Genomic DNA, 12,045 nt, shown 5'->3' with positions numbered 1-12,045 from the left:
TCACAGGGACCAGCCTAAGCCCGACCCACACGCGGACAGGGCCGCCCCGGACGTGTCCGGGGCAGCCCTGGGGTCAGCATCGTGTTGGTCAGCTGCAACCGCTGGTGGAGCCGCAGCCCTCGCAGACGTAGCAGCTGCCCGACGGGCGCATCTTGGTGCCGCAGGTCATGCACAGCGGCGCGTCGACGGCGGCGACGCCCATAGCCTCCATCAACTCCGCCGTGGTGTGCGCGTCGATCAGCGAAGGCTGACGGGCGCCGTCCACGTTGAAGTCGTCGAACTCGTCGTTGCGGAGCTGCTCGGCCTCGGGCATCCGGGCCTCGTCCTCCTCCGACAGGTAGCTGCCGGTCTCGACGTAGCGGGCGCGCTCACCGGCGGTGTAGATGCCGAGCTCGGCGCGGTCGTCGAACGTGAGGTAGTCCAGGGCCAGGCGGCGGAAGATGTAGTCCATGAAGGACTGGGCGATCCGGATGTCTGGGTCGTCCGTCATGCCGGCGGGCTCGAACTTCAGGTTGGTGAACTTCTGCACGAAGCTCTCCAGCGGCACGCCGTACTGCAGGCCGATCGACACCGCGATGGAGAACGCGTCCATCACGCCGGACAGCGTGGAGCCCTGCTTGCCGAGCTTGAGGAACACCTCGCCGAGGCGGCCGTCGTCGTAGGCACCCGACGTCATGTAGCCCTCGGCACCGCTCACAGAGAAACTCGTGGTGCGCGAAGCACGCGACTTGGGCAGACGGCGGCGCTTCGGACGGTACTCGATGCGCACCTCGGGCTGCGGGGCTTCCTTCGCCTCGTCGACGGTCTTCTTCTTGCCGTCGGAGAGTGGCTGGCCGACCTTGCAGTTGTCGCGGTAGACCGCGAGCGCCTTGAGACCGAGCTTCCAGCCCTGCAGGTAGACGTCCGCGATCTCCTCAACAGTGGCGTCCTCCGGAAGGTTGACCGTCTTGGAGATGGCGCCGGAGAGGAAGGGCTGTACAGCAGCCATCATGCGCACGTGACCCATGGGCCTGATGGCCCGGGTCCCCATGGCGGTGTCGAAGACCTCGTAGTGCTCGGCGGCCAGACCGGGAGCCCCGATCACGTGACCGTGGGTGCCGATGAACTCGACGATGGCGTCGATGTCCTCCGACTTGTAGCCGAGGCGCTTGAGCGCGCGCGGGACCGTCTGGTTGACGATCTGCATCGAACCGCCGCCGACAAGCTTCTTGAACTTCACGAGCGAGAAGTCCGGCTCGACGCCGGTGGTGTCGCAGTCCATCATGAAGCCGATGGTGCCGGTGGGCGCCAGCACGGAGGCCTGCGCGTTGCGGAAGCCGTTCTTGGCGCCCAACGAGACCACGTGGTCCCACTCACGGGTGGCGACGGCATGCAGCTGGCGGTCGTCTGCCAGCACGCGCAGGTCGTCGTTGGCGGCCTGGTGCTTGCGCATCACGCGCTGGTGGGCCTCCGCGTTGACGGCGTAGCCGTTGTACGGGCCGACGACGGCGGCCAACTCAGCCGAGCGGCGGTACGAGGTGCCCGTCATGACCGACGTGATCGCGGCGGCGGTGGAGCGCCCACCATCCGTGTCATAACCCTTGCCCATGGCCATCAGCAGTGCGCCCAGGTTGGCATAGCCGATGCCCAGCTGGCGGAAGTTGCGGGTGGTCTCGCCGATGGACTCGGTGGGGAAATCCGCGAAACAGATCGAGATGTCCATCGCGGTGATGATCAGCTCGACCGCCTTGACGAACGTCTCCGCGTCGAAGGTGCCGTCGGGCTTGAGGAACTTCAGCAGGTTGAGCGAGGCCAGGTTGCACGACGAGTTGTCGAGGCTCATGTACTCGGAGCAGGGGTTCGACGCCGTGATGGGGCCGGTCACCGGGTTGGTGTGCCAGTCATTGATGGTGTCGTTGTACTGGATCCCGGGATCCGCACACTCCCAGGCCGCCTTCGCCATCTTCTGGAACAGGTCGTTCGCGTCGACCTCCTCGATCACGGACCCGTCGCTGCGGGACCGCAGCCCGAAGGTGCCACCGTCCTCGACGGCGGTCATGAACTCGTCGCTCACGCGGACGGAGTTGTTGGCGTTCTGGTACTGCACCGAGGTGATGTCCTTGCCGCCGAGGTCCATGTCGAACCCGGCGTCACGCAGGGCGCGGATCTTGTCCTCTTCGCGCGCCTTGGTCTCGATGAACTCCACGATGTCCGGGTGGTCCACGTCGAGCACGACCATCTTGGCGGCCCTACGGGTGGCGCCGCCGGACTTGATGGTGCCGGCCGACGCGTCGGCGCCGCGCATGAAGGACACCGGGCCGGAGGCGGTGCCGCCGGAGCTCAGGAGTTCCTTGGACGAACGGATGCGGGAGAGGTTGAGACCGGCGCCGGAGCCGCCCTTGAAGATGAAGCCCTCTTCCCGGTACCAGTTGAGGATGGACTCCATGGAGTCGTCGACCGAGAGGATGAAGCAGGCGCTGACCTGCTGCGGCGAGGGGGTGCCGACGTTGAACCACACGGGCGAGTTGAAGGAGAAGTACTGGTTGAGCAGCATCCACGTGAGTTCGTGGCCGAAGATCTCCGCGTCGGCGTCCGTGGCGAAGTAGCCGTAGTCGGCGCCGGCCTTGACGTAGCTCGTCACCACCCGGTCGATGAGGGTGCGCAGCGAGTCTTCCCGCTCGGGGGTGCCGACGGCGCCACGGAAGTACTTCGTGGTGACGATGGTGGAGGCGTTGACGCTCCAGGACGACGGGAACTCCACGCCGTGCTGCTCGAAGACGGTCTCACCGGTTCGCCAGTTCGTCTGCACCACGTCGCGGCGGTCCCACTCAACTTCGTCGTACGGATGCACGCCCGGCTTGGTGAAGACGCGGTCGATGACGAGACCCTTGGCCTCTGTGTCCGAGGACTTGCGGCGGGAGGCCCGCGCTGCGGTCGCTGTCATGGTCAAAACCCCTCTGATTCTCTTGCTGCGTTTGATTCGATGTGAAGCTGATGTGTTGCTCAGCCGAGGAGCGGCTCTTGGGCGGTGAGCTGCTGGAAGGCAGCTCCGCCCTCGGGTGCCGGCTTCCTGGTGGTTGCGCTGAGGCGCAGGGCGTCGATCTCGCGTTGGAAATCGTCGACCGACTCGTAGTTCTTGTAGACGCTGGCGAAGCGGAGGTAAGCGACGGAGTCGAGTTCCTCCAGTGGGCCGAGGATGGCCACGCCGATCTGTTCCGAAGGGATCTCCGCCTGGCCGGAGGCCCGGAGGGACTCCTCCACACGCTGGGCGAGAGCGGCCAACTGCGCCGGTGTGACGGGACGGCCCTTACAGGCCTTCGATACGCCGCGCATGACCTTCTCGCGGCTGAACGATTCGACGACGCCGGACCGCTTCACCACCGTCAGGATGATCTGTTCGATCGTGGTGAACTTGCGCTCGCACATGGGGCACATGCGACGGCGCCTGATGGCGGAGCCGTCGTCGGTCGCGCGCGAATCCGACACCTTGGTGTCGCAGTGGCGGCAGAACGGGCAGTGCACTGTGCGGGCCTTCCTCGAGCGATGGAGCGAGTGGACAACAGTGCCACACGGGAGCGGTTCCTCACAAGTGGCGAATCACGTTCGAATCACAACTTGTAGGGGAATCACATCAGTGCAACCACTAGATGTAGGGATCACACTAGGCGCGGCCCATCACGAAGGCAAGAGACACGCCGAGGGGAATTCGGCGTGTCCGACAAGAGGATTCAGGGCTGCGTGACGTGGGCCCATGCGGGGTCACCGGCGACGTATGCCACCGCCGGATCCGGCGACACGAAGCCGTCCACCAACTGAGCGGCGGAGACGGCGCCGCCGGCCAGTGCCAACAGCGACACCACCGCGACCTTGACCGCGAGCCACGGGGAACGGCGCTCCGGGCTCACGACGCGGCACGAGGCAGCAGCGCCCGTGCGGCCGGGGCCCACCGGGCGGGCAGGACTGAGGCGGGGCAGATGGAGATCAGGGCGGCCGGCCGGGGACACGGTGACGACCCGACGACCGGGCGTGCCGACGATCTGGAAGCGAACTGCGCTCGACGTGGTCATGGCTGACCTCTTTCATTCCTAGAACAAGTGTTCGATTGAAACGCTACCCCATGTGCGGATCAGATTCAAACATTCGTTCGAAGCGTGGTGTGTGCCACGGAATTTCGTGACGTGAACCACTCAACACGTCCCCTCTGACAAAATTCGTCGACCATCGACACGCCTGCGCATTTCGAACAGGTGTTCCAGCTAATGGCTACCATGGGGCCATGGCTGACAAGACGAACCGCCCGCGCCGTGGCCGCCCGAGCAACGCAGAGATCGAGGCACAGCTCGCAGGCTTCCCCATTCCCGACGGACCGGATTACGGGCTATCCCGCAGGCAACTGGCGCTGGTGCACGTGATCAAGGACGCCATCGAGGACCTGGGCTACCCGCCCAGCATCCGCGAAGTGGCGGACAGGGCCGGGCTGGCGTCGACGTCATCGGTGACCTACCAGTTGCGCATGCTGGAGCAGAAGGGCCTCATCCGCCGCGACCCGAACCGGCCGCGTGCCGTCGTGCTGACCCTGCCGGACGTGCCCAAGCTCCCCGAGGAACTGGATTCGGCGCAGGGATGGGATGCGCGTCCCTCGGCGGTTGCCGCCCCCGTGTTGGGCCGGATCGCGGCCGGAGGGCCGATTCTGGCCGAGGAGCACATCGAGGACGTGTTCGCGCTGCCGAAGCAGATCGTCGGCGACGGCCAGCTCTTCCTCCTGGAGGTCAAGGGCGACTCCATGATCGATGCGGCCATCTGCGACGGTGACTGGGTGGTGGTACGCCAACAGAAGGACGCCACCAACGGCGACATCGTCGCCGCGCTGCTCGACGACGAGGCCACCGTCAAGACCTACAAGCTGCAGCAGGGCAAGGTGTGGCTGCTGCCGCACAACGAGCGCTACTCCCCCATCGACGGAACGCACGCCAGCATCATGGGCAAGGTCGTGGCGCTGCTCCGCAAGGTGTGATTCTGCGGTAGGTCACTCAACGTCGCCGCGGAGGCGGCGGAGTGCCGACACTGCCACATCGCCATCCGTGGTGGCCCAGAAATCCGGTAACGACGCGGTGAGGAAGGATCCGTACCGCGCGGTGGCCAACCGTGGGTCGAGCATGGCCACCACTCCCCTGTCCTCGGAGCGCCGGATCAGCCTCCCGGCCCCCTGGGCCAGGAGCAGTGCGGCATGGGTGGCGGCCACACTCATGAAACCGTTGCCCCCCGCGTCGTCGACCGCCTTCTTCCTGGCCTGCATCAGCGGGTCGTCCGGCCTCGGGAACGGGATCTTGTCGATGATGACGAGCTGGCACGACTCTCCGGGGACGTCGACGCCCTGCCACAGCGACATGGTGCCGAACAGGGCGGTGGTGGGCTCGTCGAGGAAGCGTCTGGTGAGCTCCGACAGTTGGGCGTCGCCCTGCGCCAGGATGGTCAGGTCCGGTAGTTCCCGCCTGCAGTAGTCGGCGGCCTGGTCAGCCGCCCTGCGTGAAGCGAACAGCCCCAGCGCCCTGCCCTCCGCCGCCCAGACCAGCTGCGCGATCTCCGCGAGGGTCTTTTCGTGCATCCCGTCACGGCCCGGCGGCGGCAGCCGGCGGGCCACGTACAGGATGCCCTGTGTGCGGTAGTCGAACGGCGAGCCGACGTCGATGCCGCGCCACGCGAACTCGTTGTCCCCCTCGCCCTCGGCCTCAAGCCGGTCTGCCGCGCGCAGCCCGACGGCGCCCGCAGCGGGTTCGAACGCCCCGCCCAACGTGAGCGTGGCAGAGGTCAGCACGGTTGGCCCTTGGCCGAAGACCTGGTCCCTGAGGAGGCCCGACACGTTGAGCGGCGCCACGTACGCGGCGCGCCCCATGATGTCGGACTCTGTCACCCAGACGACGTCCTGGGGTTTCAGAGCGGCGATGCGCTCCGCGATGTCGAAGATCTCCCTGACCGAGGACGTGGCCTGTTGACGGTCCGGGTCGTCGGTCACCTTGCCGAGCGCGCTCACCACACGACGGGACACGTCGCGCAGCGCTGCCGCAGCGTACGGCAGTGGCGCGGAGGACTCCGTGATGCGGGTGAGTTCTGATTCGTCCAGGGCCTCGCGCAACGTGTCCACCTGGTCGAGGAAATCCACGCCGAGGTCATCGTCGAGCCAGGCGAGTGCCCGCCGGGCGGCGCGATCCACGATGCCGGGGGTCAGCTCATCCGTCGCCGCCGTCGTGATCCGGCTGACCAGTTCGTGGGCCTCATCCACGACGAGCGCTGCGTGTTCCGGCAGCGCTGTGCCGCCGTGCATGGCGTTGATGGCCAGCAGCGCATGGTTCGTGACGATGAGGTCCGCCTCGCGGGCGACTTCACGGGACTTCTCGACGAAGCACTCCGCCCCGAACGGGCAGGCCGACACCCCCAGACACTCCCTCGTGGGGATGGACACCTGCGACCAGCCGCGGGCGGTGTGGGTGGGCGCGTCGTCGCGGTCTGCCAGGCCGCCGCTCTCCGTCTGGCCCTCGATCCACCCGCGCAGCGCCAGCACCTCGGCGCCGAGCCTGCTCACATCGTCGGCCTTCGACTTGGCCGCTGCCTCCGCCATGGCTGAGGCGCCGATCAGGGAATCCTGGTCCAGGTCTGATCCCTGACGGGCCCGGTAGAGGCAGGCGTAGTTGGTGCGGCCCTTCAGGATGGCCGCCTTGGGCCGCTGGCCCGTGACCTCCTCCACGGCGTCGAGCGCCGTGGGGATGTCCTTGGTCGCCAGTTGGGCCTGGAGCGCCAGGGTTGCCGTGGCCACGACGACGACCTCGCCGGTGTTCACGCTCCGGGCGAGCGCGGGTGCGAGATAGCCGAGCGACTTGCCGGTACCTGTCCCCGCCTGCACGAGGAGGTGGGTGTCATCCTCGAACGCCGCCGCCACTGCGTCTGCCATGGCCTGCTGACCGGGGCGCGCCTCGCCCCCGATGTCGCCGACCGCAGCCGCCAGAATGGCTACGTGATCAGTCACGGACGAACTCGGCCAGCTCATCGGCAAGATCAGGGCGCACCCGCGCGCTGATCAGCGTGCCGTCGCCGGTGTGTTCGAGCGAATCGATCACGGCCGTCTTGTGGACCTTGTCCACCAGGTCTCCGCGGTTGTAGGGCACCAGAGCGGTGAGCGCGACCTCCGGACGCGGGAGCCGCTCCTCGAGCGCCTCTCGCAGCGCCTCAAGGCCGCGGCCCGTCCGCGCCGAGATGACGACGGCTTCCGGGTGCTTGGCGCGCAACGCCATGATACTGGCGGCATCCGCGACGTCCGCCTTGTTGAGGACCAGCAGCTCCGGCACCGAGGCTGCGCCGATCTCCGACAACACGGTGCGGACGGCCCTGATCTGCCCCTCGGGATCCGGGTCTGCCGCGTCCACCACGTGGAGCAACAGATCCGCCTGGGCCGACTCCTCCAAGGTGGAGCGGAACGCCTCGACGAGGTCGTGCGGGAGGTGGCGGACGAAGCCGACGGTGTCAGTGAGGGTGAACACGCGGCCGTCGTCGGTCTCCGAGCGACGGGTGGTGGGGTCCAGGGTGGCGAACAATGCGTTCTCCACCAGCACCCCCGCCCCCGTGAGCCGGTTGAGCAACGACGACTTGCCGGCGTTGGTGTACCCGACGATGGCCACCGAAGGCACCTGGTGACGACGCCGCTCCGCCCGCTTGGATTCCCGGGTGGCGTCCATTTCGCGGAGCTTGCGGCGCAACTGCGAGATCCGGGTGTGGATGCGGCGGCGGTCTGTCTCGATGCGGGTCTCACCGGGGCCTCGGCCACCGATACCTGCACCGCCGGCGACGCGGCCACCCGCCTGGCGCGACAGGTTGCCGCCCCAGCCGCGGAGGCGCTGCTTGAGGTACTGCAGCTGGGCCAGTTCGACCTGGGCCTTACCTTCGGCGCTCTTGGCGTGCTGGGCGAAGATGTCGAGGATCAGTGCTGTGCGGTCCACCACCTTGACCTTGATCCGGTCTTCGAGGTTTCGCAGCTGCGCGGGTTCGAGCTCGCCGTCGCAGATGACGGTGTCTGCGCCAGTGGCGCGCACCACCTCAGCGACCTCCAGCACCTTGCCGCGGCCGATGTAGGTTGCCGGGTCCGGGTGGGAGCGACGCTGGACCAGCGCGTCGAGCACCTCTGAGCCGGCGGTCTCCGCCAGCAGCTTGAGCTCGTCCATCGCGTTGTCGGCGTCTTCCTGGGAACCGGTGGTCCAGACGCTGACCAGCACCACGCGCTCCAGCCGCAGTTCGCGGTACTCGACCTCGGTGATGTCCTCGAGTTCGGTGCGCAGGCCGGCGACGCGGCGCAGCGAATGGCGGGCGGCCAGGTCTTCCTGTTCGCCGTCGTAGTCAGGCTCCTGCTCGTCGTCGTCGTAGCCGAGCAGGTCGTCGTCAGAATTAGTCATCGTCTGCTCATTCTTCCAGCCCAGCGCCTGACAACCAAGGGACGGGCACGGGCTGTGGATAAGTCAGATCCAGAATTCCCCGCGCCCGATGATCACCGCAGGCCCGGTCAGGCGGGCCGCGTCGCCGGCGAAATCGACCGTGAGGTCGCCGCCCGGGACCGTCACGTCGACGCTGCCGTCATGCTGGGCGCGCTTGCGATAGGCAGCTGCGGTGGCCACGACTCCGGTGCCGCAGCTCTGTGTCTCCCCCACGCCTCGCTCGAAGACGCGCATGGACAGCTTGCCCGGCTCGTCGACCCGGACGAACTCGACGTTGACGCCCTCGGGGAAGGCGGCGGCGGGTTCCCACGTGGGGGCATCGTGCAGGTTGAGGGAGTCGAGGTCCTCGTTCCGAAGGAACACCACGGCGTGGGGGTTGCCGACATCCACCTTCATCGCCGGCCACTCGCGCCCGCCGAGCCGGACGGTGACGTCCTCGTCGGACACGGTCGCGTCCCCCATGGTGGTGCGGATCAGGCCGTGCCTGGCCACTTCCACCCGACGGAGACCCGCCCGGGTGGCGACGTCGAACTCGCCGTTGTCCACCAGTTGCTCGTTGATCAGGTGGCGGGCGAACACGCGCAACCCGTTGCCGCACATCTCGGCGATGGATCCGTCGGCGTTGTAGTAGTCCATGAACCAGAGCGAGCTGTCGCCCTCCCAGCCGCGGATGCTCGACGCCCGGACCACGCGGATCACGCCGTCGGCGCCGATGCCGCTGTGCCGGTCACAGACCATCTGGATGAAGTCGGGATGCATCTCGTGCATGCCGTAGGAGTCATCCAGGATGATGAAGTCGTTGCGGGTGCCGTGACCCTTGTGGAAACTGAACCGACGCATCACGCCCTCCTGAGTTTCACAAGTCTATCCCTGTGAGCACGCTTTGGACCGCGGCAGGGGAGGTTGCGTCCAGCCACGTGATGCGGGGATCGCGCCGGTACCAACCCAGTTGGCGCCGGAAGAACCGTCTGGTGGCCCGCTGCACCTCGGCGCGGGCCTCCGCTTCGGTGAGTTCGCCGTCGAGGAAGGCGACCACCTGTCGGTAGCCGATCGCACGGATCGCTGTGACGCCGTCGCGCAGGCCGCGCTCCAGGAGGGCCGAGACCTCCTCCACGAGGCCCTGTTCCCACATCTGTTCGACGCGCAGGTCGATCCGCCGGTCCAGCTCCGCCCGGTCCAGGTTCAGCCCGAACTGGTGCACGTCCTCCAGTTCGTAGGTCCATTCGGGGATGACAGGGGCATGGCCCCCCGTCAGTTCGAGAACCTCGAGGGCCCGGACGATGCGGCGGCCGTTGGCGGGCTCGATGGCGGCCGCCGACTCAGGCGCCAGTTCGGCGAGCCGACTGTGCAGCGCGTACGGCCCGACCCGGTCGAGTTCCTGCTCCCAGCGGGCCCGGACGTCCACGTCGGAAGCCGGGAACTCGAAGCGGTCGGTGATCGCACGGGTGTAGAGCGCCGAGCCACCCACCAGGATCGGGATGACCCCCCTGGCGCGGAGGTCGGCGATCGTGGCGCGGGCGAGCCGCTGGAAGTCTGCCACCGACGCCCGTTCGGTGACCTCCGCGATGTCGATGAGGTGATGGGGCACCTCCCGCCGCTCCTCGACGGTGGGTTTGGCCGTGCCGATGTCCATCCCCCGGTAGACGAGCATCGAGTCTGCGTTGACCACTTCGGCGGGATGCCCGCGCTCTGCCAACGCCAGCGCGAGATCGACGGCGAGGCCTGATTTGCCTGTGGCCGTCGGGCCGACGAGAACGATCAAGGGAAGGGACACGCCCCCAGTCTGCCAAAAGCCTGACGCGCGGGTCTCCGGGGTGTGCATGATGGGGACCTCACCCCACCACCCGAAGGACATGACATGGGACTCTTCGACAACCTCGATGACCTGGCCAAGCAGCACGAGACGCAGATCGAGGAGGGCATCGAGCGTGTCGGCGACTTCGTCGACGACAAGACCGACGGCAAGTACGCCGGTCACGTGGACAAGGCGCAGGACTTCGGCAACGACCAGCTCGACAAGCTCACGGGCGACCAGCCCAGGCGCCCGGCCGACCAGCCCAGGCGCCCAGCCGACCAGCCCTGATCAGTTGCAGCCGGTGGCGGCGGGCAGTGGCGCGGGCTTCTCCAACGTGGGCATGCCCAGCCCGACGCCCGCCGGCCTGGCGCCTCCCTGCGCCGCCTCCCACGCGTCCCCTCCGCGGGTACGCCTGAGGTTGGTGGGCAGGAGGTCCGAGTTCAGGTGGTGCGGCGCCGCATGCGTGATCGACACCGTGGCGATGTCGCCCGGCCGGGGCCGCAGCGCCGGGTCCTCCGGGACCGCCACGTGGACCAGGCGGTTGTCCCGCGCCCGGCCGCTCATGCGGTGGGTCTCGGCATCCTTGCGGCCCTCACCGGTGGCGAACATGACCTCGATCTCCTGGCCGGCGAACGTCTTGTTCTCCTCCCAGGCCAGGTCGTTGACCAGGTCGACGAGGCGCAGGTAGCGCTCCTGCACGATCTCCTTCGGCACCTGGTCAGGCATGGTGGCCGCAGGGGTGCCGGGGCGGATGGAGTACTGGAAGGTGAACGCGGCGGAGAACCGCGAGCGACGCACGACGTCCATCGTCGCCTGGAAGTCCTCTTCGGTCTCGCCGGGGAATCCCACGATGATGTCGGTGGTGATGGCGGCGTGCGGCATGGCCGTCCTCACCCGGTCGAGGATGCCCAGGTAGCGCTCCGCCCGGTAGGAGCGGCGCATCGACTTGAGGATCCTGTCCGAGCCGGACTGCAGCGGCATGTGGAGCTGGGGCATCACGTTGTGGGTCTCGGCCATGGCCTCGATCACGTCGTCGGTGAAGTCCTTGGGGTGGGGTGAGGTGAAGCGCACGCGCTCCAGGCCCTCGACGGTGCCGCAGGCCCGCAGCAATTTCGCGAAGGCCTGCCTGTCGCCGAATTCCACGCCGTAGGCATTGACGTTCTGCCCGAGCAGGGTGATCTCCTGGACGCCCTGGCTGACCAGCATCTCGATCTCGCCGAGGATGTCGCCCGGGCGGCGGTCGGTCTCCTTGCCGCGCAGGGCCGGCACGATGCAGAAGGTGCAGGTGTTGTTACAGCCCACGGAGACCGACACCCAGGCCGAGTAGGGCGATTCGCGGCGCGTCGGGAGGTTGCTGGGGAACGTCTCGAGGGCTTCCTTGATCTCGATCTGCGCCTCGCGCTCCACCCGGGCCCGCTCCAGCAGCCTGGGGAGGGAACCGACGTTGTGCGTACCGAAGACGACGTCCACCCACGGCGCCTTCTTCAGGATGGTGTCGCGGTCCTTCTGCGCCATGCAGCCGCCCACGGCGATCTGCAGCCCGGGGTGGACGGCTTTGATGCTGGCCATGTGGCCGAGGTTGCCGTAGAGGCGGTTGTCGGCGTTCTCGCGCACGGCGCACGTGTTGAAGACCACGACGTCGGCACCGGCGCCCAGCGCGTCGTTGCCCGGCGCGGCGCGGTGCATCCCGGCCTCTTCGAGCAGGCCGCTGATGCGTTCGGAGTCGTGGACGTTCATCTGACACCCGTAGGTGATGACGTGATATGTGCGCGGATCAGTCATAGCCCGACCATG

The 12,045-nt window shown here is 67.7% G+C and carries 10 protein-coding genes; 2 read left to right on the top strand and 8 right to left on the bottom strand.

The window, feature by feature from the left end:
* Positions 1-88: 88 nt before the first annotated feature.
* From ACZK4S_RS07255 to ACZK4S_RS07245, 3 genes are all read right to left on the bottom strand, one after another.
* On the bottom strand, positions 89-2,923 hold the full coding sequence (locus tag ACZK4S_RS07255; RefSeq protein ID WP_463643854.1) for a vitamin B12-dependent ribonucleotide reductase: 2,835 nt from the start codon (positions 2,921-2,923) through the stop codon (positions 89-91).
* A 59-nt stretch (positions 2,924-2,982) separates the two neighbouring features.
* Positions 2,983-3,501: a transcriptional regulator NrdR gene (gene nrdR / locus ACZK4S_RS07250; protein WP_076058428.1), complete on the bottom strand. Its 519-nt coding sequence runs from the start codon at positions 3,499-3,501 to the stop codon at positions 2,983-2,985.
* Positions 3,502-3,707: 206 nt separating this feature from the next.
* Positions 3,708-4,046, bottom strand: a complete 339-nt coding sequence (locus tag ACZK4S_RS07245; protein ID WP_076058427.1) for a hypothetical protein — start codon at positions 4,044-4,046, stop codon at positions 3,708-3,710.
* A gap of 209 nt (positions 4,047-4,255) precedes the next feature.
* On the opposite strand from ACZK4S_RS07245, the gene lexA reads away from it, so the two are divergent.
* Complete coding sequence (gene lexA, locus ACZK4S_RS07240) at positions 4,256-4,993, top strand: transcriptional repressor LexA (RefSeq protein ID WP_463643853.1); 738 nt, start codon at positions 4,256-4,258, stop codon at positions 4,991-4,993.
* A gap of 12 nt (positions 4,994-5,005) precedes the next feature.
* On the opposite strand, the gene ACZK4S_RS07235 is transcribed toward lexA, so the two are convergent.
* The 4 genes from ACZK4S_RS07235 to miaA form a co-directional block, all read right to left on the bottom strand.
* Positions 5,006-6,925, bottom strand: a complete 1,920-nt coding sequence (locus tag ACZK4S_RS07235; RefSeq protein ID WP_463644131.1) for an ATP-dependent DNA helicase — start codon at positions 6,923-6,925, stop codon at positions 5,006-5,008.
* Positions 6,926-6,992: 67 nt separating this feature from the next.
* Positions 6,993-8,417 carry a GTPase HflX gene (hflX, locus tag ACZK4S_RS07230; RefSeq protein WP_463643852.1) on the bottom strand — a complete coding sequence of 475 codons (1,425 nt, stop codon included), beginning with the start codon at positions 8,415-8,417 and terminating at the stop codon, positions 6,993-6,995.
* A 63-nt stretch (positions 8,418-8,480) separates the two neighbouring features.
* Positions 8,481-9,296, bottom strand: a complete 816-nt coding sequence (gene dapF, locus ACZK4S_RS07225; protein ID WP_076058424.1) for a diaminopimelate epimerase — start codon at positions 9,294-9,296, stop codon at positions 8,481-8,483.
* A gap of 16 nt (positions 9,297-9,312) precedes the next feature.
* The gene (miaA, locus tag ACZK4S_RS07220) at positions 9,313-10,230 is read right to left on the bottom strand and encodes a tRNA (adenosine(37)-N6)-dimethylallyltransferase MiaA (protein WP_459397854.1); all 918 of its coding nucleotides are present in this window, start codon (positions 10,228-10,230) and stop codon (positions 9,313-9,315) included.
* Positions 10,231-10,314: 84 nt separating this feature from the next.
* On the opposite strand from miaA, the gene ACZK4S_RS07215 reads away from it, so the two are divergent.
* Complete coding sequence (locus tag ACZK4S_RS07215; protein WP_076058423.1) at positions 10,315-10,539, top strand: antitoxin; 225 nt, start codon at positions 10,315-10,317, stop codon at positions 10,537-10,539.
* Here ACZK4S_RS07215 and miaB read toward each other — a convergent pair whose 3' ends face one another.
* Complete coding sequence (miaB, locus tag ACZK4S_RS07210; protein ID WP_076058422.1) at positions 10,540-12,033, bottom strand: tRNA (N6-isopentenyl adenosine(37)-C2)-methylthiotransferase MiaB; 1,494 nt, start codon at positions 12,031-12,033, stop codon at positions 10,540-10,542.
* Positions 12,034-12,045 lie beyond the last annotated feature (12 nt).

Source organism: Tessaracoccus zhenghani, from assembly GCF_055326325.1.
This window is presented reverse-complemented; position numbering and strand designations above follow the sequence as displayed.

Coding starts and splice junctions, on each gene's coding strand:
- lexA (WP_463643853.1), top strand. CDS start 4,256: ATGGCTGACAAGACGAACCGCCCGCGCCGTGGCCGCCCGAGCAACGCA.
- ACZK4S_RS07245 (WP_076058427.1), bottom strand. CDS start 4,046: ATGACCACGTCGAGCGCAGTTCGCTTCCAGATCGTCGGCACGCCCGGT.
- hflX (WP_463643852.1), bottom strand. CDS start 8,417: ATGACTAATTCTGACGACGACCTGCTCGGCTACGACGACGACGAGCAG.
- dapF (WP_076058424.1), bottom strand. CDS start 9,296: ATGCGTCGGTTCAGTTTCCACAAGGGTCACGGCACCCGCAACGACTTC.
- ACZK4S_RS07255 (WP_463643854.1), bottom strand. CDS start 2,923: ATGACAGCGACCGCAGCGCGGGCCTCCCGCCGCAAGTCCTCGGACACA.
- ACZK4S_RS07215 (WP_076058423.1), top strand. CDS start 10,315: ATGGGACTCTTCGACAACCTCGATGACCTGGCCAAGCAGCACGAGACG.
- ACZK4S_RS07235 (WP_463644131.1), bottom strand. CDS start 6,925: ATGGCAGACGCAGTGGCGGCGGCGTTCGAGGATGACACCCACCTCCTC.
- miaB (WP_076058422.1), bottom strand. CDS start 12,033: ATGACTGATCCGCGCACATATCACGTCATCACCTACGGGTGTCAGATG.